The sequence below is a fragment of the Clostridium beijerinckii genome (assembly GCF_018223745.1).
In the GTDB taxonomy this organism is placed as follows: Bacteria; Bacillota; Clostridia; order Clostridiales; family Clostridiaceae; genus Clostridium; species Clostridium beijerinckii.
This window is the reverse complement of the sequence record NZ_CP073653.1, coordinates 126,138-148,041: the sequence shown is the minus strand read 5'-3', so window position 1 is coordinate 148,041 and position 21,904 is coordinate 126,138. Positions and strand designations below refer to the sequence as shown.

Genomic DNA, 21,904 nt, shown 5'->3' with positions numbered 1-21,904 from the left:
GCATCAACTATTTAGTTAATACATAAGCTATCTTAAATACATTGGAGGCGCCACCCAGATTTGAACTGGGGAATAAAGGTTTTGCAGACCTCTGCCTTACCACTTGGCTATAGCGCCATTATGGTGGCTCGAACTGGAATCGAACCAGTGACACGAGGATTTTCAGTCCTCTGCTCTACCGACTGAGCTATCGAGCCATCTTACCTCGCAACTTCCTACTCTCCCACATAGTCTCCCATGCAGTACCATCAGCGTAATAGACCTTAACTTTCCTGTTCGGAATGGGAAGGAGTGTTACCTCTATGCCATCATCACGAGATTTTCTTTTGAAAGAAATACTGTTCTTTCAAAATTGCATATAATTTTAATGTATATTACAACTTGATTATATTGGTCAAGCCCTCGACCTATTAGTATCAGTCAGCTAAATATGTTACCATACTTACACCTCTGACCTATCAACCTTGTAGTCTTCAAGGGGTCTTACTAGCTTATGCTATGGGAAATCTCATCTTGAGGTGGGCTTCACACTTAGATGCTTTCAGCGTTTATCCCTTCCCGACTTAGCTACCCAGCTATGCTTCTGGCGAAACAACTGGTACACCATAGGTCAGTCCATCCCGGTCCTCTCGTACTAAGGACAGCTCCTCTCAAATTTCCTACGCCCGCGACGGATAGGGACCGAACTGTCTCACGACGTTCTGAACCCAGCTCGCGTGCCGCTTTAATGGGCGAACAGCCCAACCCTTGGGACCTACTTCAGCCCCAGGATGCGACGAGCCGACATCGAGGTGCCAAACCTCCCCGTCGATGTGAACTCTTGGGGGAGATCAGCCTGTTATCCCCGAGGTAGCTTTTATCCGTTGAGCGATGGCCCTCCCACGAGGTACCACCGGATCACTAAGCCCGACTTTCGTCCCTGCTCCACTTGTAGGTGTCGCAGTCAGGCTCCCTTCTGCCTTTACACTCTTCGAACGATTTCCGACCGTTCTGAGGGAACCTTTGGGCGCCTCCGTTACATTTTAGGAGGCGACCGCCCCAGTCAAACTGCCCACCTAACAATGTCCTGTCACCAGTTTCATGGCATCCAGTTAGAACTTCAATACTATCAGGGTGGTATCCCAACAACGACTCCACCAAGGCTGACGCCCTAGTTTCCCAGTCTCCCACCTATCCTGTACAGACAATACCGAAATTCAATGCTAAGCTACAGTAAAGCTCTACGGGGTCTTTCCGTCCAATCGCGGGTAGCGAGCATCTTCACTCGCACTACAACTTCGCCGGATTTGCAGTTGAGACAGTGCACAAGTCATTACGCCATTCGTGCGGGTCAGAACTTACCTGACAAGGAATTTCGCTACCTTAGGACCGTTATAGTTACGGCCGCCGTTTACTGGGGCTTAAGTTCACACCTTCGCGTTACCACTAAGTGTTCCCCTTAACCTTCCAGCACCGGGCAGGCGTCAGCCCCTATACATCAGCTTTCGCTTTAGCAGAGACCTGTGTTTTTGTTAAACAGTTGCTTGTGCCTATTCTCTGCGGCCTGATTTCTCAGGCACCCCTTCTCCCGAAGTTACGGGGTCAATTTGCCTAGTTCCTTAACTGCAATTCTTCCGTCGGCCTTAGGATTCTCTCCTCATCTACCTGTGTCGGTTTGCGGTACGGGCACTACTTCTCTCTCTAGATGCTTTTCTTGGAAGCATGGAATCAGATACTTCGGTTCCGTAGAACCTTCCCCATCACGCCTCAGAATTGTTGGAACGGATTTGCCAATCCCAACTCCCTAAACGCTTAGACTAGCATCCAATAGCTAGCACATCCTATCCTTCTCCGTCACACCATCGATAATAACGATTATAGTGGTATTGGAATATCAACCAATTGTCCATCGACTACGCCTTTCGGCCTCGCCTTAGGTCCCGACTAACCCTGAGAAGACAAACTTTACTCAGGAAACCTTAGATATTCGGCCTGTAGGATTCTCGCCTACATCTCGCTACTAATGCCAACATTCTCACTCGTAATCAGTCCACCGCTCCTTACGGTACGACTTCAGCCCGATTACGACGCTCCTCTACCGCTCACGTTAAACGTGAACCCGTAGCTTCGGTGGTAAGTTTGAGCCCCGGACATTTTCGGCGCAGGATCTCTTGACTAGTGAGCTATTACGCACTCTTTTAATGAGTGGCTGCTTCTAAGCCAACATCCTAGTTGTCTTAGAAATCCCACATCCTTTTCCACTTAACTTACACTTTGGGACCTTAGCTGACGATCTGGGCTGTTTCCCTTTTGACCATGGAACTTATCTTTCATAGTCTGACTGCCGGACTGATAGTATGTGGCATTCGGAGTTTGATAAGGTTCGGTAAGCGCTATGCCCCCTAGCCTATTCAGTGCTCTACCTCCACTACTCACATTTTCCGACGCTAGCCCTAAAGCTATTTCGAGGAGAACCAGCTATATCCGAGTTCGATTGGAATTTCTCCGCTATCCACAGCTCATCCCATGCTTTTTCAACAGCAACGTGGTTCGGTCCTCCACGAGGTTTTACCCTCGCTTCAACCTATAGCCATGGATAGGTCACCCGGTTTCGGGTCTACAGCATGCAACTAGTCGCCCTATTAAGACTCGGTTTCCCTTCGGCTCCGTACCTTAAGTACTTAACCTCGCTACATACCGTAACTCGTTGGCTCGTTCTACAAAAAGCACATCATCACACACATAAGGTGCTCTGATCGGTTGTAGGCACATGGTTTCAGGTTCTATTTCACTCCCCTCCCGGGGTTCTTTTCACCTTTCCCTCACGGTACTGCTTCACTATCGGTCATCAGGTAGTATTTAGCCTTGGGAGGTGGTCCTCCCTGCTTCCCACAAGGTTTCACGTGTCTCGTGGTACTCTGGTGCAGAACTGATTATCATAGTTTTCACTTACGGGACTATTACCCACTGTGGTCCAACTTTCCAGTTGTGTTCAATTAACTATGATTTCTCGTTATGTTCTGTCCGCAACCCCAGAGATAAATCTCTGGTTTGGGCTCTTTCCTTTTCGCTCGCCGCTACTAAGAAAATCGATTTTTCTTTCTCTTCCTCCAGGTACTTAGATGTTTCAGTTCCCTGGGTATACCTTCATAAAGCTATGTATTCACTTTATGATACATGGGGTTTCCCATGTGAGTTTCCTCATTCGGAAATCTTCGGATCTCTGACTATGTGCGTCTACCCGAAGCTTATCGCAGCTTATCGCGTCCTTCATCGGCTCCTGATGCCAAGGCATTCACCATGCGCCCTTTGTAGCTTGACCTTTTAAGTTTTGTTAGTACAAAACTGGTTATATTAATCATTCACAAAGAATATATTTCTTGGCTTTGTTGTATTTTATATACATTAAATTATATGCAATTTTCAAAGAACATTGGTGGGCTTAAATGGACTCGAACCATCGACCTCACGCTTATCAGGCGTGCGCTCTAACCAGCTGAGCTATAAGCCCTCATGGTGGAGATTAAGGGATTCGAACCCTTGACCCCCTGCGTGCAAGGCAGGTGCTCTCCCAACTGAGCTAAACCCCCATGAGGCTTTTTGAAGGAAAATCCCTCAAAATTGAACAGAATAAATACTTCAAGTAACTTTTGAGCAAGTATTTAAATATTTAATACATACTATGATGTATTTGTACTAGTCAGACATCATGCTGATCTAGATTTCTCCATAGAAAGGAGGTGATCCAGCCGCAGGTTCTCCTACGGCTACCTTGTTACGACTTCACCCCAATCGCTGACCCTACCTTAGGTCGCTGCCTCGCTTGCGCGTTAGCTCACGAACTTTGGGTATTGCCAACTCTCATGGTGTGACGGGCGGTGTGTACAAGGCCCGGGAACGTATTCACCGCGACATTCTGATTCGCGATTACTAGCAACTCCAGCTTCATGTAGGCGAGTTTCAGCCTACAATCCGAACTGAGACTGGTTTTAAAGTTTGGCTCCACCTCACGGTTTAGCATCTCTCTGTACCAGCCATTGTAGCACGTGTGTAGCCCTAGACATAAGGGGCATGATGATTTGACGTCATCCCCACCTTCCTCCCGGTTAACCCGGGCAGTCTCGCTAGAGTGCTCAACTAAATGGTAGCAACTAACAATAAGGGTTGCGCTCGTTGCGGGACTTAACCCAACATCTCACGACACGAGCTGACGACAACCATGCACCACCTGTCTTCCTGCCCCGAAGGGCTTCCCCGATTAAGGGTAATTCAGGAGATGTCAAGTCTAGGTAAGGTTCTTCGCGTTGCTTCGAATTAAACCACATGCTCCGCTGCTTGTGCGGGCCCCCGTCAATTCCTTTGAGTTTTAATCTTGCGACCGTACTCCCCAGGCGGAATACTTAATGCGTTAGCGGCGGCACAGAGGTCATGACAACCCCTACACCTAGTATTCATCGTTTACGGCGTGGACTACCATGTATCTAATCCTGTTTGCTCCCCACGCTTTCGAGCCTCAGTGTCAGTTACAGTCCAGAAAGTCGCCTTCGCCACTGGTATTCTTCCTAATCTCTACGCATTTCACCGCTACACTAGGAATTCTACTTTCCTCTCCTGCACTCTAGATATCCAGTTTGGAATGCAGCACCCAGGTTAAGCCCGAGTATTTCACATCCCACTTAAATATCCACCTACGCTCCCTTTACGCCCAGTAAATCCGGACAACGCTTGCCACCTACGTATTACCGCGGCTGCTGGCACGTAGTTAGCCGTGGCTTCCTCCTCAGGTACCGTCATTATCGTCCCTGAAGACAGAGCTTTACAATCCGAAGACCGTCATCACTCACGCGGCGTTGCTGCATCAGGGTTTCCCCCATTGTGCAATATTCCCCACTGCTGCCTCCCGTAGGAGTCTGGGCCGTGTCTCAGTCCCAATGTGGCCGATCACCCTCTCAGGTCGGCTACGCATCGTCGCCTTGGTGAGCCGTTACCTCACCAACTAGCTAATGCGACGCGGGTCCATCTCATAGCGGATTACTCCTTTAATTGCTATGCCATGCGGCACTACAATCTTATGCGGTATTAATCTTCCTTTCGAAAGGCTATTCCCCTCTATGAGGCAGGTTACCCACGTGTTACTCACCCGTCCGCCGCTAATCCGTTCCCGAAGGAACTTCATCGCTCGACTTGCATGTGTTAAGCACGCCGCCAGCGTTCGTCCTGAGCCAGGATCAAACTCTCAATAAAAAGTTTAATCTTAGCTTACTCAAATAAAAATTGCTGGTTTACTTAAATGTATTTATCAAATTCTGTTCAATTTTCAAAGATCTCTCAGTCAACTTGACTGCTTTATTATGATAACATCATTAGCTATCGTTGTCAATAATTATTTTTAATATTTTTTCTAATTATTTAAAACTTTTTAACTAATTTCTTATCTGTTGTCCATCAATTACTCGTGACAACGAATATAATCATATCATGTTTTTTATATAATATTACCTCTACATCCATTGTTATTAAGAATTACAATAATATATATGCCTTTTCCTAACAAATACTCCTTATTACACTATAGGACACACGTGGAAGTGTTAATCGTATTATTTCAATTATTTTCTATAAAAACCCTGCAAAAACATATAACAACGCCTTTACTGTTATAGGAATCTACTCTAATATTAATAATATATAATAGAATATAATTAATTACTTAATAATTAATTATTCCTATTTATCTATAAATACTATTATATATAATTTTAGTTTCAGGAGATTTTAATTATGAATAGAGGAATTTTTTATTTCATTTTACCATTTACCATGTTTTCTTTTATAGGATGCTCAAGCAACATTGCTTCGCCATCCAACTCACAGACAGCTCCCCCTTCCAAAACATCAATACAAGTACAAAATACCCAAGCAATGGATGCAACTGAGCCTAATTCATTTATCTTAACTAGTAGCTCTTCATACTTTTGTCCATTCCTTTTTAATGGTAACAACTTAATATTTCCAAATCCCGATGAGAATAATAGAATTTCAATTATTCCTTCTCCTTTGCCTAAAGATATTCTCGAAAGTAAGAGCGTTACTGATTTTGCAAATTATTCTGCTGATAATATGACCTTAATTAATCAAATGATTTATTTTTCAAATGGTTCAGATAATAATGCTTTATCTTCATTTAACATTTCTGATAAAACTTACACAAAGTTGAATGACGATTCAGTAAATAATTTAATAGCTTCTAATTCAGAATTATTCTACATAAATAAAAATAACGAAAATAGGATTTACAAATATAATACATCAACATCAGAACACTCATTGGTATGTCCTGATAGTGTAGGCTCTTTTATAATTAATGGAGATTTTATTGTGTATCAAAACTTAAGTGATAACTCAAAATTATATTCAATAAAAACGGATGGTAGTAATAGACAAAAGCTTACCGATTACACAGCTAATAGCTTTATAGTTTTTGATGGGCAGTTACTTTTTTTCAATTCTTCTGATAACAACAATCTATACTCACTAGACCCATCTACATTAAGCTGCAAGAGAATTTCCATAATGAATGGATTTCAGTTAAAAATTATAGATAAATCCATATATTTTATTAACGGCAGTGACTCAAATAACTTATACTCACTATCAGTAGACTTAAAAAATTCAACCGCTACCTCTAAACCAGAGATATCAGAGGGTATAAATGAATATTATTTGACTACCTCAGGTATATTCTATAGCCCAAGTATAAATGTGAATAATATATACTTCAAAGATTTTTCTTCTAAAAGTTAATGCAAAATAGGAGATAAGTATTTATAACTAAACACTTATCTCCTATTTCTTGCATTATGAACTTATAAAGACTTCACTATCTCTTTAAACTTATTACCTCTTATCATAAAATTAGGATACATATCAAATGATGCACAAGCAGGTGATAGAGTGACAATATCGCCTGGATTCGCTATGCTTTCAGCAAGTCTTACTGCCTCTTCCAAAGACTCAACCATATTTATATTAATTTTAATTCCTTTTTCATTTTCTAAATTATCAAAAACATCTTTGATCTTGTGCTTTGTCGCTCCCATAAGGATCAATTCTTTTATATATGGGTACCCCTCATATGCTAAAGGTTCAAAAGGTATATTCTTATCATACCCTCCTGCAATAACTATTACTTTTTCATCAAATGCTCTAAGCCCCGCTAAAGTTCTTGTAGGACTTGAAGCAATAGAATCATTATAATATTTAACTCTGTCTATCTCTCTTACAAGTTCACACCTATGTTCAACGCCAGCAAATGTTTCAGCAACTTTTTTCATTACCTCCACAGAGACATCGTCTTTTGTTGCTAAAAATGCTGCAAGATAATTTTCAACATTATGCATCCCCTTAATTACGATATCGTCTTTTTTGCAAACTTCCTTGTCTTCAAGATAGAGTATCCCATTTTTATAGTATGCCCCATCTATCAGTTCTCTTTTTGAACTGAACTCTTTCACATTTCCTTTCGCTTCTTTTATAAATCCATGGGTAATTTCGTTTTCTCTATTCACTACTAAAAGTCCATTTGAATTTTGATATATAAAGATATTCTTTTTCGCATCTATATACTCTTTCATACTTTTATGCATGTCTAAGTGATTTGGGGATAAATTTGTACATACTGCAACATCTATTTCTTGAGTCATTGTCATAAGTTGAAAGCTAGATAACTCTAATACAACTTTATCTTCATCATGTATGTTTTCTATTTCTGAAAATAATGGAGTTCCTATATTTCCTCCGACCCATGTTTTATACCCTTGACCTTCTAGTAACTTAGAAATAATTGTTGTTGTTGTTGTCTTTCCATCGCTACCGGTTATTCCATAGACTTTTCCTCTTGTATACCTAACAAACTCTTCCATCTCAGAAGTAACATATGCTCCTTCTTTTCTAACCCTTACTAATGCTTCACTATCAATCCTCATTGATGGTGTTTTAAATATCACATCAAACCCTTTTAAGTTATCTAGATATTTTTCTCCAAGCTCCAGCTTAACTCCCCTTTTATTAAATCCTTCTGCAACGTCTCCAAGTTCTTCTAAACTCTTTTTATCAAAAGCCGTTACAGCAGCACCTAAATCTATTAAAAAATTGATTAACGGAATATTGCTTACTCCAATTCCAACAACTCCAACTTTCTTACCCACTATAAATTCCTTAAACTCATTAAAATCTTTCTTCATGATTTATCCTCCAAATTTAAATCTCTATCCATCGTATATATTATTGCCAAAATTTGTTCTTCGTTATTTTAATTATAACACTTGCAACAAAAAAATAAACTGACCCAAGAAGAAATTATCTTGAATCAGTTTTTGTTTAGGTATAATCCTAAAATTCCAAACTTGCTTGGATATAATTTTCTATTTCACTTATTTTAATTCTTTCTTGTTCCATAGTATCTCTATTTCTAATTGTTACTGACTCATCTTCTAATGTATCGAAATCTATTGTTATACAATAAGGAGTTCCAATTTCATCTTGTCTTCTGTATCTCTTACCTATACTTCCTGTTTCATCGAAATCAAGATTGAATTTCTTACTTAACTCCGCATAAATATCTAAAGATTTTTCTGATAGCTTTTTAGAAAGAGGCAATATTGCTGCTTTAAACGGAGCTAATGCTGGGTGTAAATGCATTACAGTTCTAACATCTCCACCTTCTAACTCTTCTTCATCATATGCTTCAATTAAAAATGCTAAAGCAACTCTATCCGCACCTAACGACGGCTCTATAACATATGGAACATATTTCTCATTAGTTGTTTGATCTAAATAGCTTAAATCCTGGCCAGAATGTTCTTGATGTTTAGATAAATCATAATCAGTTCTATCTGCTATTCCCCAAAGTTCTCCCCAACCAAATGGGAATAAATATTCTATATCAGAAGTTGCATTCGAGTAGAAAGATAACTCTTCTTCTCCATGATCTCTCATTCTTAAATTTTCTGCCTTAACATTCAAATTTAGCAAGAAGTTCCAACAATAGTCCTTCCAATATTTGTGCCACTCTAAATCAGTTCCAGGCTTACAGAAGAATTCTAATTCCATTTGTTCAAATTCTCTTGTTCTGAAAGTAAAATTACCGGGTGTAATTTCATTTCTAAAAGATTTACCTATTTGGGCTATACCAAATGGTACTTTTTTTCTTGATGTTCTTTGCACTGCTTTAAAATTAACAAAAATACCTTGTGCTGTTTCTGGTCTTAAATACATTTCTGATTTAGCATCTTCAGTAACACCCTGAAATGTTTTAAACATAAGATTAAACTTTCTTATATCTGTGTAGTTCATCTTTCCACATTTGGGACAAACTATGTTATTTCTTTCAATATATTCTTTCAATTGTTCGTTAGTCCATCCATCAGCTGTCGCTACTTCTGCTCCATTTTCTGTCATATGATCTTCAACTAATTTATCAGCTCTAAATCTTGCCTTACATTCCTTACAATCCATTAATGGGTCTGAAAAACCTCCAACATGCCCTGATGCAACCCAAACTTCTCTATTCATTAAAATAGCAGAATCTAATCCAACATTATACGGACTTTCTTGAACAAATTTTTTCCACCATGCTTTTTTTACATTATTTTTGAATTCTACCCCTAAAGGACCGTAATCCCACGAATTAGCTAGACCACCGTATATATCTGAGCCTGGAAATACAAATCCTCTATTTTTACAAAGAGCCACAATCTTATCCATTGTTTTTTCTACTGCCATTGTTTTATCCCTCCAAATATATTTTTATAAAATAAAAAAGGCTTTAAGCACAAAGGGACGAAATATAATTCCGCGGTTCCACCCTTCTTGGCTTAAGCCCATCTTTCTTCATCGATTTCCTCACACTCAAAAGCTCCATTCATTTATAACCAATAATGATTTCCACCAAACATCATCTCTCTTCAACTGACTTATAAATTACTTTTCTTTTTCAACATGTGTATTTAATTTATAAATTAATTTTAACAAAATCATTTTATATGTCAAGTCTGAATATTTTCTAAAAAAATATAAAAAAATGGCTCCGCGAAGAGGACTCGAACCTCCAACCTATCGGTTAACAGCCGAGTGCTCCACCATTGAGCTATCGCGGAACGTCATTACTTAATCTATTATATCAGTTTTTTTAGATTATGCAACCCTTTTTTAATAAAATATCAAAATTATATCTCTATACTATCAAAGTTATCAAATAACATCTACATTTTAGAATTAATACATATTATATATTCCTAATTCATCTTTATAGAGCCTGAAAAGAACAAAATCTCAAGCGATTGTGGAACTGTAGATTTTACCCACCTGATTTTTCAAATGTATGTGAGAAAAATTCAGCAGGATAATATATTTTTTCATTCTCTTTACAAACTGTGATTCTCTGAGTAAGTATTTCCATAACTTATGCCCTCAAGAGTTACAATATTCGCAACTTTAAATTTAGTATAAATTCATATGGAATAAAAAAAGCTATAACAATGCTTTCAAAATGCATGCTATAACTTATAATACTATTCTAAATAAAATAAAAAAAAATGGCTCCGCGAAGAGGACTCGAACCTCCAACCTATCGGTTAACAGCCGAGTGCTCCACCATTGAGCTATCGCGGAACGTCATTACTTAATCTATTATATCAGCTTTTTTAAATTATGCAACCCTTTTTTAGCAAAATATCAAATTTATATCTCTATACTATCAAAATTATCAAATTACATTTACATTTTAGAATTAATACATATTATATATTCCTAATTCATCTTTATAAAACTTGGAAAGAATAAAATCTCAAGCGATTGTGAAACTGTAGATTTTTGCGCATCTACTTTTTCAAATGTGTGTGAGAAAAATTCGACAGGCTAATATATTTTTTCATTCTCTTTACAAACTGTGATTCTCCGAGTAAGTATTTCCATAACTTATGCCATCAAGAGTAACAATGTTCACAAATTTAAATTTAGTATAAATTCATATGGAATAAAAAAGCTATAACAATGCTTCCAAAGTACATGTTATAACTTATAATACTATTCTAAAAAATATAAAAAAATGGCTCCGCGAAGAGGACTCGAACCTCCAACCTATCGGTTAACAGCCGAGTGCTCCACCATTGAGCTATCGCGGAACGTCATTACTTAATCTATTATATCAGCTTTTTTAGATTATGCAAGTCTTTTTTATATTTTATTTACTTTTGTAGTTTTCAGAAATACTTATAGCTTTTCTTTCTTATTATCCAGAAGAAATACTAATTCCTATAAATATTTATGCAGATAATAAAATATTTCTGAACTTATTATAGAGTTCCTGATTTCAAATTATGTTTCTTATATTTCATTTTTAAATCAACAACAATAAAAGGTTCATATATGCCTTTTATACATATAGAACCTTTTATAGAAATAAATATAATCTATTTACTTTAACTGTATCAAATTATTTCTGCGGTCTCATTGTAGGGAATAATATAACATCTCTGATTGAAGCTGAATCAGTTAAGAACATTATAAGTCTATCTATTCCCATTCCCATTCCACCTGTTGGTGGCATACCTGTTTCAAGAGCACTCATAAATTGTTCATCTAGCATATATGCCTCGTCATCTCCAAGTTCTCTCTCTTTAGCTTGTTGTTCGAATCTTTGTCTTTGAACTATAGGATCGTTTAATTCTGAGTATGCATTACAAAGTTCTCTACCAAATACAAAGCCTTCAAATCTTTCAGTGAATTCAGGATTTCCTCTCTTCTTCTTTGTAAGAGGTGAAATTTCAACTGGATAATCCGTAACAAATGTAGGTTGAATCATATTTGCTTCACCAAACTCTTCATATAAAGCATTTAAAACTTCACCTTTTGTTACTGTATTTAATGGTTTAGCAAATTCTAAGTGTTTTTCCTTTGCTATAGTTTGAGCTTCATCGTCAGATTTTATTTCATTGAAATCTACTCCAGCATATTCTTTTACAGCATCAACCATAGTGATTCTTCTCCATGGTGGCTTAAAGTCTATTTCTGTACCTTGATAAGCAACCTTAGTAGTTCCATTTACTTTTTCACAAATATATGCAACCATATTTTCTGTAATTTCCATCATGTCATTATAATCAGAATATGCTTCGTATAATTCTATAGCTGTAAATTCAGGATTATGTCTTACTGACATACCTTCATTTCTAAAATTTCTTCCTATTTCATATACCTTTTCAAAACCAGCAACTATTAATCTCTTAAGATATAACTCTGTAGCTATTCTTAAATACATATCCATATCTAAAGTATTGTGATGAGTAATGAAAGGTTTTGCTGCTGCTCCACCAGCTATTGCTCCAAGAATTGGAGTTTCTACTTCTATAAAGCTTTTAGCATCTAGGAATTCTCTTATAGCTGAAATGATTTTACTTCTTTTAATAAAAGTATCCTTAACTTCTGTATTTGTAATTATATCAACTTCTCTTTGTCTATATCTTAAATCTGGATCCTTTAACCCATGCCATTTTTCTGGAAGTGGCTTTAAAGATTTACAAGTCAACTCAAAAGTATTTACATTTACTGATACTTCACCTGTTTTAGTTGTAAATACTTCTCCAGTTGCTGCAATCCAATCACCTAAATCAAAAGTTTTATATTGCTTTAAATTTTCTTCCCCAACCTTATCAATCTTTAAGAATAGTTGTATCTTACCATCCTTATCATGTATATCTGAGAAAACAACTTTTCCCTGCCCTCTTTTAGACATTAGTCTTCCTGCAACGGTTACTTCCTTACCTTCTAGTGCATCATAATTTGCCTTAACTTCCTCTGATGTATGAGTTCTGTTGACTTTATAAACATCAAAAGGATCCTTTCCAGCACCTTGTAGCTCTGCTAGTTTAGCTCTTCTCAATCCTTCCTGTTCATTATACTGAGACTCTAACTCTTGCATGCTCATTTCTTCTGTTGACATTGCTGTACCTCCAATTAACTTCTACTTATTCCTAGTATTTCGAATTTATTAACTCCGTCTGGAACTGTTACCTCTACTACATCACCAACTTTTTTACCAACTAGTGCATTTCCAACCGGTGATTCGTTTGATATTTTAAAATTCATAGGGTCCGCTTCTGCAGAACCTACTATTGAATACTCTACTTCTTCATCAAATTCATAATCTTTAACTTTTACCTTTGATCCAACTGAAACAATATCACTTGGAATCTCTGACTCATCTACAACCACTGCATTTTTAAGCATATTTTCTAATTGAATTATTCTTCCTTCTGTAAATGCTTGGTCGTTTTTAGCTTCATCATATTCAGAATTTTCACTTAAGTCTCCGTATCCTAAAGCAATTTTTATCTTTTCAGTTATTTCTTTTCTTTTTACTGTTTTTAGATATTCTAATTCACTTTCTAATTTTTTAACACCTTCATAAGTCATAACATATTGTTTTGATTGGCTCATATACTTTAACTCCCCTTTAAAACCTTCTATATTATTTATTTTAGTTATTGATTATAATCTTTATTTTGATAAATTATCTATTAAATAAATATTTTAAGCAATCTCTTATTATATCGTTAACAGAGAGTACCTACAAATTTATAATAATTTGAAAAATATTTTAATCTGAAAATCATTTAACTTATTATAAATCAGCACATTTCATATGTCAATAAATCCTAATTTGAAGCAATTCGCTCCATTAGTTAGCAACTAATTCGGAACAACTTTACTCATAGCTATGATTGCTGTGAATCAAACATTAAATAAACCTAGTTTAAATATTAATATAAAAGTAAATTAGTAAAACATAAATTATAATTTTTACACAAAAATTAATACTCATATTTATACTAGATTTATTATTAAACCAAATTACATTTTTCTAAATATTAATAATATGCTTGAAACAATTAAATAATTCTAGTTATACTTACAAAACTATAATTCATCTTGATATTTTCTTAAAGCTTCAATAACTTTTTCACTATCATTTATAGTATTAATCTTATTTTTAAGTTCTGTGCATCTTGGAAGTCCTTTAATATACCATGATGCGTGTTTTCTCATTTCTCTTATCGCTTTAAATTCCCCATCATATTTTATTGCTAATTCGTAATGCCTAATACACATTTCAATTTTTTCATTATCTGAAACTTCTTGAATTACTTCTCCATTAAGCAAATTATTTATCTGTCTAAATATCCATGGATTTCCTTGACTTCCTCTTGCAATCATTATTCCATCACAATTTGTAGTTCTTTTCATTCTGATAGCATCTTCTGGAGAAAATACATCTCCATTTCCTATTACAGGAATTGAAACACTATCCTTAACTCTCTTTATTATGTCCCAATCTGCTTTCCCTTGATACATTTGTTTTCGTGTTCGTCCATGAACAGCAATAGCATCTGCTCCAGCTTGTTCCATCCCTTTTGCAAATTCTACTGCATTAATATTATCTTCATCAAATCCTTTTCTAAACTTGACAGTAACAGGTTTGGTTGAAACTTTTTTTATAGTTCTAACGATATCGTATGCAAGTTCCGGTTCTTTCATTAATGCAGATCCCTCTCCATTTTTAACTATTTTGGGAGCTGGGCATCCCATATTAATATCAATTATACAAATATCTTCCCTGTTATTTAAATATTCCTCACAAATTCTAGCCATCACATCTGGCTCTCTACCAAATATCTGGGCCGCAACTGGTTTTTCTTCATCTGCTATTCTAAGTAAGGTTTGTGTATTCTCGCTTCCATAATATAATGCTTTAGCACTAACCATTTCGGTGTAAACCAAACCGCATCCCATTTCCTTACATAATCCTCTAAATGATATGTCAGTTACTCCTGCCATAGGTGCTAGAAATATATTGTTTTCAAAGGTTAAATTCCCTATCTTCATTGTAGAATATACTCCTTACATCTTGTATAAATCTCAATTTCCATATAATTTATCTTTGGGAAATCTCTATTTCTTTGTTTTTTTCATATAATATTTTTAATCCTTCTAGTGTTAAATCCGAATCAACCTTATCAATAACATCAGTCTCTTTAGCTATTAAATTTGCTAATCCACCTGTTGCTAATACAAAAGGTTCTTCCTTATACTTAGAATTTTTCATTTCTTGTTTCATTTTTTTCACTATATATTCAACTTGCCCAATATAACCAAATATAATACCAGATTGCATACTTGATACAGTATTTTTGCAAATCATATTTTTTGGTACTTCTAATTCTACTCTAGGAAGCTTAGCTGCTCTTTCAAATAAAGCATCCGCCGAAATTCTTATTCCAGGGCATATGCATCCTCCAAGATAATCTCCATTCGCTCTTACTGCACAAAAAGTTGTAGCTGTTCCAAAGTCTATTATTATAACTGGTCTCTTGTAAATTTCATATGCAGCAACAGCATTTACTATTCTATCTGCTCCAACTTCTCTCGGGTTATCATATTTAATATTTATTCCAGTTTTCACTCCTGGTCCAACTATTATAGGTTCGTGACAAAAACATTTTCTTAACATATTTTCTAAAGAATGCATTATATTAGGAACAACAGAAGAAACTATAACTCCAGTAATATTTTTAGGATCAATGTCACTTAAGTTAAATAGTTGCATAACTTGTATACCATACTCATCTGAAGTTTTATTTCCTTCACTTGAAATACGCCAACTAGCTATATACCTTTCTCCATTATGTACTCCCAAAACAATGTTAGTATTACCTGCATCAACAAGTAAAATCATAGAAAGCACCACCTTAATATAGTTAAATTAAAAGCAGCCCGAAGAGCTGCCTTAATTTTGAAATTGACTAAAAAATAACAATATAATTTTAACAATTATATTTAATTTGTCAAGAGTTTAAATGTGATTTTAGATTAATACCACCATTTTCTAGCTTCTGTTTTCAACTTAAATACACATATATGCATTCATTAGAATAATCCTATTATTTCTCCACTTTTTAATACATCCATCTTATTTGCTGCTGGTACCTTTGGAAGGCCAGGCATAGTCATTATGTCACCTGTCTGAACCACTATAAATCCAGCTCCATTTGATACTCTGACTTCTTTAACTGTAATATCAAATCCTGTAGGCCTAGCTAAAAGGCTAGGATTATCTGATAGTGAATATTGCGTTTTTGCCATACATACAGGAAGTTTATCCAACTTGAACTTTTCTAATTCATCAATTTGTTTTTTTGCTGCTGGAGTATAATTAACTTTATCTGCTCCATAAATTTCACTAGCAATTGTAAATATTTTCTCTCTAATAGATTTTTCCTTATCATATATAGGCTCAAAATTTGATTCACTATTCTCTAGTGCATCTAACACTATATTGGCAAGGTCAATTCCACCTTCACCACCTTTAGCCCACACATCACACAATGCTACTTTAACCCCAATTCTATCGCAAAAATCCTTAATGAATTCCACTTCTTCCGAACTATCTGTAACAAACTTATTTATTGCAACAACAGGTGTAATTTTAAACTTCTTTATATTCTCTATCTGTTTTTCCAAATTAGCAATTCCATCTTTTAATGCTTCAACATTTGGAACATTTAATTCTGTCTTAGCTACTCCGCCATGATGCTTTAATGCTCTTATAGTCGCAACAACTACAACACATTCAGGTTCTAAATTACCATATCTGCATTTAATATCAAAGAACTTCTCTGCACCTAAATCCGCTCCAAATCCAGCTTCTGTTATGGCAACATCTCCCAACTTTAAAGCAAGCTTAGTTGCCATTATAGAATTACATCCATGAGCAATATTAGCAAATGGTCCTCCATGTATTAATGCAGGAGTATTTTCTAATGTTTGAACCAAGTTAGGCTTAATCGCGTCTTTCATTAGTAGCGCCATAGCTCCTTGTACTTCTAGTTCCTTAGCATAAACAGGATTTCCATCTAAATTATATGCAATTACTATATTCCCCATTCTTTCTTTCAAATCTTCTAGATCACTTGCTAAACATAATATAGCCATTATTTCAGATGCAACAGTTATATTGAATCCATCTTCTCTAACAAATCCATTAACCTTTCCACCCATCCCAACAATGATATGTCTTAACGCTCTATCATTCATATCCATTACTCTTTTAAATACAATTCTTCTAGAATCAATTCTTAAAACATTACCTTGGTGAATATGGTTATCTATTGCTGCAGATAACAAATTATTAGCAGATGTAATAGCATGCATATCTCCAGTAAAATGAAGATTGATATCTTCCATAGGAACAACTTGAGCATATCCTCCCCCAGCTGCTCCACCCTTGATCCCGAAAACCGGTCCTAATGATGGCTCCCTTAATGCTATAACGGCTTTCTTCCCAATCCTGTTTAAAGCCTGACCAAGCCCTACTGTAACTGTTGACTTTCCTTCTCCTGCAGGAGTTGGATTTATAGCTGTTACCAAAACTAACTTTCCATTATTATTATTTTTAACCTTATCATATACATCTAAAGATATTTTACACTTATATTTTCCATAGTACTCTATATCATCTTCGCAAAGTCCCAATTTTTCAGCCACATTTTTTATCGGCTCCATCTTTGCCTCTTGAGCAATCTGAATATCACTTTTCATTTAAAATCCCTCCTAAATATAAACCCAAAATCATACTTAATATAATTTATTATATCATTTCACTATACATAATAAAAGTTTTTTTCGAATAATAAGTATAAATAGACTCCGAATATTCGTATTAATATAAATATTCTATGATTCTACATATAAAAAATTAAAGGGCCATTTCAAACCCATTTTGTGCCTGAAATAGCCTGTGTATTAATTATTTACAAAAATATCTTCGAATTCTTCTGCATCAAGTTTTTCTTTTTCAATTAAAGCTTTTGCAACAGCATGTAATTTGTTTATATTTTCTTTTAGAAGCTTATTAGCTCTATCATAAGCCTCATCTATAAATTTCTTTATTTCTTTATCTATTTTAGAACCTATCTCTTCGCTAAAGTTTCTCCCCTTACCTAAGTCTCTTCCAAGGAAAACTTCATCATGCCCTGAAGTACTAAATGATATAGTTCCAATTTCTTCGCTCATACCATAATCCATAACCATACTTCTAGCTATATGACTTGCTCTATCTATATCATTTTTTGCACCAGTACTTATATCTCCCATAATCAATCTTTCAGCAACTCTTCCACCTAGGAGTCCAACCATCTCATCTTTTAATTTAGACTTAGATGTATAAGAAGTGTCCTCCTTTGGAAGATGCATAGTATATCCACCAGCTCTACCTCTTGGAATTACACTTATTTCATGAACCGGATCACAGTGTGGAAGCAATCTCATAACAACTGCATGACCTGCTTCATGATAAGCTGTTAATTTCCTATCATGTTCAGTTATTACCCTACTCTTTTTCTCAGGACCTGCAATTACTTTTGTTATTGCTTCTTCCATTTCAGACATAGAAATTTGTTTTTTGTCTTTTCTAACAGCAAGTAATGCCGCTTCATTTGTTAGATTTTCTAAATCTGCTCCCGAAAACCCTGGTGTTCTTCTAGCAAGCACATCTAACTTCACATCATCATTTAGTGGTTTCTTTCTTGTATGAACTTTAAGAATTTCCTCTCTACCTTTTACATCTGGAGCTCCAACAATTATTTGCCTATCAAATCTTCCTGGTCTTAATAACGCTGGATCTAATATATCAGGCCTATTTGTTGCAGCTATCATTATGATACCTTCATTAGCACCGAATCCATCCATTTCAACAAGAAGTTGATTTAATGTCTGTTCTCTTTCGTCATGTCCTCCACCTAAGCCTGCACCTCTCTGTCTTCCAACTGCATCAATTTCATCTATAAATACTATACAAGGTGAATTTTTCTTTGCTTCTTCAAATAAACTTCTAACTCTCGATGCACCAACACCAACAAACATTTCAACAAAATCTGATCCTGATATACTAAAGAATGGCACGCCTGCCTCTCCCGCTATCGCTTTTGCAAGTAATGTTTTTCCAGTCCCAGGAGGCCCAACTAATAAAACCCCTTTAGGAATTCTTGCGCCTATCTGTATATACTTTGATGGCAATTTTAAAAATTCAACAATTTCTTCAAGCTCAGCTTTCTCTTCATCCGCACCTGCTATATCTTCAAATGTAACTGTTTGTGTATCTGGAGTTACCATTTTAGCTTTGCTTTTACCAAAATTCATAACCCCTCTTCCACCACTTCCGCTTTGGGATTGTTGAGTAAATATAAATAGGAATATAAATATAAATACTGCCATTAATATAAATGGAAGTAATGTTGCTATCCACGTTGCATTATTAGATGGTTTCTCAAAAACGACTTTAACATCTAATTTAGGCTGATTTACTATAAGCGAACTAACAAGTTCACCCGGAGCAATAGTAACAAAACTTTTATTATCAGTAGTTTTTCCTTCTATAGTCATGCTGTCTTCCTTGACTAAGATACTTTCTATTTCATTTGAATTCCACTTTTGTATAAATGAACTATAAGTTATCTCATTAGAACCTTTTCCTGTTTGCCACATAGTAACTGCTGCTAAAATCAGCATAACTGAGCATACAATCCATACAGCCGCACTTGAATATTTTTTCATTCAAGGCCCCCCTCTCTCATCATATTTAAAATTTTACCATAGGAATATTTTTATTACAATTAAATTTGAACTTTCTATTTTTCATATACTTCAGGCTTTAATATCCCTATAAAAGGTAAATTCCTGTATTTTTCAGCATAATCTATTCCATAACCTACTATGAATCCATCAGGAACCTCAAATCCAATATATTTAACATCTAAATCAGATTTACGCCTCGCTTGCTTATTTAGTAATGCAACTATTTCTATACTATTTGCTTTTCTCGCTTTTAAATATTTAAGTAAATATGTTAAGGTTACTCCTGTATCAACGATATCCTCAACCACTAAAATATCTTTTCCTTCTATACTATTATCTAAGTCTTTTAATATTCTTACGACACCAGATGTTTCTGTAGAACTTCCATAGCTTGAAACTGCCATAAAATCTATTTCACATTTAATAGATATGTTTTTTATTAGCTCGGCAGCAAATATTACTGATCCTTTTAAAATACCAACTATAAGTAAATCTTTTCCTCTATAATCTGTACTTATTTCACTTGCAAGTTCTTTAATTCTCTTACTTAAAATTTCTTCTGAGTATAGTATCTCTTGTATATCTTGTTTCATATTTAATATTCCTTTCTTTGAACGACTACTTTTAATATATTCGTACTTTTACTTGTAAGTTTATATTCTTCTGAGATTCTAATTCCAATAACCCATGCAATCCTTTCATCAAAGCATAAAATAGGGATGCATTCTCTTTCATTCTTAGGAATTTTCATATCAATAAAAATATCTTTTAATTTTTTGCTACCACTCATTCCTAGTGGAATAATTTTATCTCCATTCTTTCTATTTCGTATTGAAATATTATTATTAATTTTATCAAAATCAAAATACTTAACGAAATCTCCTTGCTTTAAGTTTATAGAATTTTCATTATAACCATTAATTATAGAAAATTGAATAACATACTTATGAAACTCAACTGTATTTATATATATGTTATCTTTACCTAAAATTATTTCTTCTTTTTTACTATTTATATCTGATTTTTTTGTCTTTGTTTTTATGTATATATCTCCATAAACATTTTCAGCACAAACTCCATTTGGAAGATGCACTAACTTTCCAGAGTACTTTTGAGCCAAACAAGATATTTCATATATATGCTTAACTTCAAAATCGTAATTAGACTTTGAATACCTTGTTAACGCATGCCTTAATACTCTATTAACCAAAGATTCTTCCTCTTTAAATATTTCCTTTTTTATTATAAAATAATCATTACATTCCATACAATATTTATTGTATAAACCAGCGGATAATTTTTCAAGGAATTCATTATCTTTTTGCAATAATGTAGACATCCTATTCAAAGTCTGTACTATATCTTCATTAAAATTTTCTTTCATATATGGCAATATATCTAATCTTATTTTATTTCTATTATAAATTTTTTCAAAGTTAGTTTTATCAATTCTTGGATTTAAGTTCTTTAGTTTTACGTAGTTTTCTACTTCTTCTCTACTCAAGCATAAAATGGGTCTTATTATTTTATCATCTCTAGACGCCCTAATTCCTCCCAACCCTTCAAGGCCTGTTCCTCTCATAAGCCTAAATAAGACTGTCTCCGCCTGATCATTTGCATTATGCGCAGTAGCAATCTTATTAAAGCCTTCTTTTTCTAAGATTTCATCAAAAAAATCATATCTAGCATTCCTCCCAGCCATTTCCGAAGACAACTTACTTTCCTTAGAATAAGCATTAATATCTACACGTTTGACAAAACATTTTATTCCCATATCATTGCATGTATTAATGACATATCTCTCATCTTCAAATGCATCTTCGCCTCTTAAAAGATGATTTAAGTGTGCAGCAGCTATACTTATATTTAATTCTTCTCTTAGCTCAAATAAAACATTCAAAAGACATATAGAATCTGGTCCTCCAGAAAGAGCAATCAAAATTTTATCATTGGGTTTAATAAGGTTATTGTCTTTTATATAAGACAGTACTTTTCTATACAAAAATAACACTCCTACTTATTTATTATTATGTCATATACAATTCCGCTTCTTATATTTTACGTATATATGTTCTAAATGTAAACATTATTGCTTCAATTTAACAGTTCAAAACTCATTCTATATAAATATAACATTATTCTTAAAAACAATCTTATTTATTTACTTAAATATGAAACAAATATAAATAGCTGTTTCAAATTTAACTTACGATTTAAATTTTTGAAACAGCTATTT

Annotated in this window: 12 protein-coding genes, 7 tRNA genes, 3 rRNA genes and 1 other annotated feature; of the genes, 1 reads left to right on the top strand and 21 read right to left on the bottom strand. The window is 34.9% G+C overall.

Features of this window, described 5'->3' with window-relative positions; genetic code table 11:
- Window positions 1–42: 42 nt before the first annotated feature.
- From KEC93_RS00700 to KEC93_RS26400, 8 genes are all read right to left on the bottom strand, one after another.
- A tRNA-Cys gene (locus KEC93_RS00700) sits at window positions 43–117 on the bottom strand.
- Between the two features lie 4 nt (window positions 118–121).
- A tRNA-Phe gene (locus KEC93_RS00695) sits at window positions 122–197 on the bottom strand.
- 5 nt (window positions 198–202) lie between these two features.
- Window positions 203–319: ribosomal RNA gene (gene rrf / locus KEC93_RS00690) — 5S ribosomal RNA — on the bottom strand.
- 71 nt (window positions 320–390) lie between these two features.
- Window positions 391–3,301: ribosomal RNA gene (locus KEC93_RS00685) — 23S ribosomal RNA — on the bottom strand.
- A 112-nt stretch (window positions 3,302–3,413) separates the two neighbouring features.
- Window positions 3,414–3,490 (bottom strand) — tRNA-Ile (locus KEC93_RS00680).
- A gap of 3 nt (window positions 3,491–3,493) precedes the next feature.
- Window positions 3,494–3,569, bottom strand: a tRNA-Ala gene (locus KEC93_RS00675).
- A gap of 143 nt (window positions 3,570–3,712) precedes the next feature.
- Window positions 3,713–5,223, bottom strand: a 16S ribosomal RNA gene (locus KEC93_RS00670).
- Together the 16S, 23S and 5S rRNA genes with 4 tRNA genes alongside form the textbook arrangement of a ribosomal RNA operon.
- A 554-nt stretch (window positions 5,224–5,777) precedes the next feature.
- Window positions 5,778–5,981 (bottom strand): hypothetical protein, encoded by a 204-nt coding sequence (locus KEC93_RS26400; protein ID WP_243099094.1) that lies wholly within the window; start codon window positions 5,979–5,981, stop codon window positions 5,778–5,780.
- 55 nt (window positions 5,982–6,036) lie between these two features.
- Here KEC93_RS26400 and KEC93_RS00665 point away from each other — a divergent pair, with 55 nt between their 5' ends.
- Complete coding sequence (locus tag KEC93_RS00665) at window positions 6,037–6,783, top strand: DUF5050 domain-containing protein (RefSeq protein ID WP_243099093.1); 747 nt, start codon at window positions 6,037–6,039, stop codon at window positions 6,781–6,783.
- 62 nt (window positions 6,784–6,845) lie between these two features.
- Here KEC93_RS00665 and murD read toward each other — a convergent pair whose 3' ends face one another.
- The 13 genes from murD to tilS all read right to left on the bottom strand — a co-directional run bounded on the left by murD (window position 6,846) and on the right by tilS (window position 21,670).
- Window positions 6,846–8,222: a UDP-N-acetylmuramoyl-L-alanine--D-glutamate ligase gene (gene murD, locus KEC93_RS00660; RefSeq protein WP_023977052.1), complete on the bottom strand. Its 1,377-nt coding sequence runs from the start codon at window positions 8,220–8,222 to the stop codon at window positions 6,846–6,848.
- 148 nt (window positions 8,223–8,370) lie between these two features.
- On the bottom strand, window positions 8,371–9,762 hold the full coding sequence (locus KEC93_RS00655; protein WP_011967470.1) for a glycine--tRNA ligase: 1,392 nt from the start codon (window positions 9,760–9,762) through the stop codon (window positions 8,371–8,373).
- A gap of 50 nt (window positions 9,763–9,812) precedes the next feature.
- Window positions 9,813–9,986 (bottom strand) — a binding site (T-box leader).
- A 75-nt stretch (window positions 9,987–10,061) separates the two neighbouring features.
- Window positions 10,062–10,136, bottom strand: a tRNA-Asn gene (locus KEC93_RS00650).
- 439 nt (window positions 10,137–10,575) lie between these two features.
- Window positions 10,576–10,650: transfer RNA gene (locus KEC93_RS00645), tRNA-Asn, on the bottom strand.
- A 437-nt stretch (window positions 10,651–11,087) separates the two neighbouring features.
- Window positions 11,088–11,162: transfer RNA gene (locus KEC93_RS00640), tRNA-Asn, on the bottom strand.
- A gap of 311 nt (window positions 11,163–11,473) precedes the next feature.
- Window positions 11,474–12,979: a lysine--tRNA ligase gene (lysS, locus tag KEC93_RS00635; RefSeq protein ID WP_011967469.1), complete on the bottom strand. Its 1,506-nt coding sequence runs from the start codon at window positions 12,977–12,979 to the stop codon at window positions 11,474–11,476.
- A 14-nt stretch (window positions 12,980–12,993) separates the two neighbouring features.
- On the bottom strand, window positions 12,994–13,476 hold the full coding sequence (gene greA / locus KEC93_RS00630; RefSeq protein ID WP_011967468.1) for a transcription elongation factor GreA: 483 nt from the start codon (window positions 13,474–13,476) through the stop codon (window positions 12,994–12,996).
- A gap of 480 nt (window positions 13,477–13,956) precedes the next feature.
- Window positions 13,957–14,922 (bottom strand): tRNA dihydrouridine synthase DusB, encoded by a 966-nt coding sequence (dusB, locus tag KEC93_RS00625; protein WP_023976913.1) that lies wholly within the window; start codon window positions 14,920–14,922, stop codon window positions 13,957–13,959.
- Window positions 14,923–14,971: 49 nt separating this feature from the next.
- Window positions 14,972–15,772, bottom strand: a complete 801-nt coding sequence (locus tag KEC93_RS00620; RefSeq protein ID WP_011967466.1) for a type III pantothenate kinase — start codon at window positions 15,770–15,772, stop codon at window positions 14,972–14,974.
- A 191-nt stretch (window positions 15,773–15,963) separates the two neighbouring features.
- Window positions 15,964–17,634: a formate--tetrahydrofolate ligase gene (locus KEC93_RS00615; RefSeq protein WP_023976914.1), complete on the bottom strand. Its 1,671-nt coding sequence runs from the start codon at window positions 17,632–17,634 to the stop codon at window positions 15,964–15,966.
- Between the two features lie 204 nt (window positions 17,635–17,838).
- Window positions 17,839–19,647, bottom strand: coding sequence for an ATP-dependent zinc metalloprotease FtsH (ftsH, locus tag KEC93_RS00610; RefSeq protein WP_023976915.1), 1,809 nt, complete (start codon window positions 19,645–19,647; stop codon window positions 17,839–17,841).
- 74 nt (window positions 19,648–19,721) lie between these two features.
- Window positions 19,722–20,261: a hypoxanthine phosphoribosyltransferase gene (gene hpt, locus KEC93_RS00605; RefSeq protein ID WP_011967463.1), complete on the bottom strand. Its 540-nt coding sequence runs from the start codon at window positions 20,259–20,261 to the stop codon at window positions 19,722–19,724.
- A 2-nt stretch (window positions 20,262–20,263) separates the two neighbouring features.
- On the bottom strand, window positions 20,264–21,670 hold the full coding sequence (tilS, locus tag KEC93_RS00600; RefSeq protein ID WP_023976916.1) for a tRNA lysidine(34) synthetase TilS: 1,407 nt from the start codon (window positions 21,668–21,670) through the stop codon (window positions 20,264–20,266).
- Between the last annotated feature and the right edge of the window lie 234 nt (window positions 21,671–21,904).

Bases quoted from the DNA above. Each gene is read 5' to 3' on its own strand.
- greA (WP_011967468.1), bottom strand. From the start codon at position 13,476: ATGAGCCAATCAAAACAATATGTTATGACTTATGAAGGTGTTAAAAAA.
- KEC93_RS00655 (WP_011967470.1), bottom strand. From the start codon at position 9,762: ATGGCAGTAGAAAAAACAATGGATAAGATTGTGGCTCTTTGTAAAAAT.
- murD (WP_023977052.1), bottom strand. From the start codon at position 8,222: ATGAAGAAAGATTTTAATGAGTTTAAGGAATTTATAGTGGGTAAGAAA.
- hpt (WP_011967463.1), bottom strand. From the start codon at position 20,261: ATGAAACAAGATATACAAGAGATACTATACTCAGAAGAAATTTTAAGT.
- dusB (WP_023976913.1), bottom strand. From the start codon at position 14,922: ATGAAGATAGGGAATTTAACCTTTGAAAACAATATATTTCTAGCACCT.
- ftsH (WP_023976915.1), bottom strand. From the start codon at position 19,647: ATGAAAAAATATTCAAGTGCGGCTGTATGGATTGTATGCTCAGTTATG.
- lysS (WP_011967469.1), bottom strand. From the start codon at position 12,979: ATGTCAACAGAAGAAATGAGCATGCAAGAGTTAGAGTCTCAGTATAAT.
- KEC93_RS00615 (WP_023976914.1), bottom strand. From the start codon at position 17,634: ATGAAAAGTGATATTCAGATTGCTCAAGAGGCAAAGATGGAGCCGATA.
- KEC93_RS00620 (WP_011967466.1), bottom strand. From the start codon at position 15,772: ATGATTTTACTTGTTGATGCAGGTAATACTAACATTGTTTTGGGAGTA.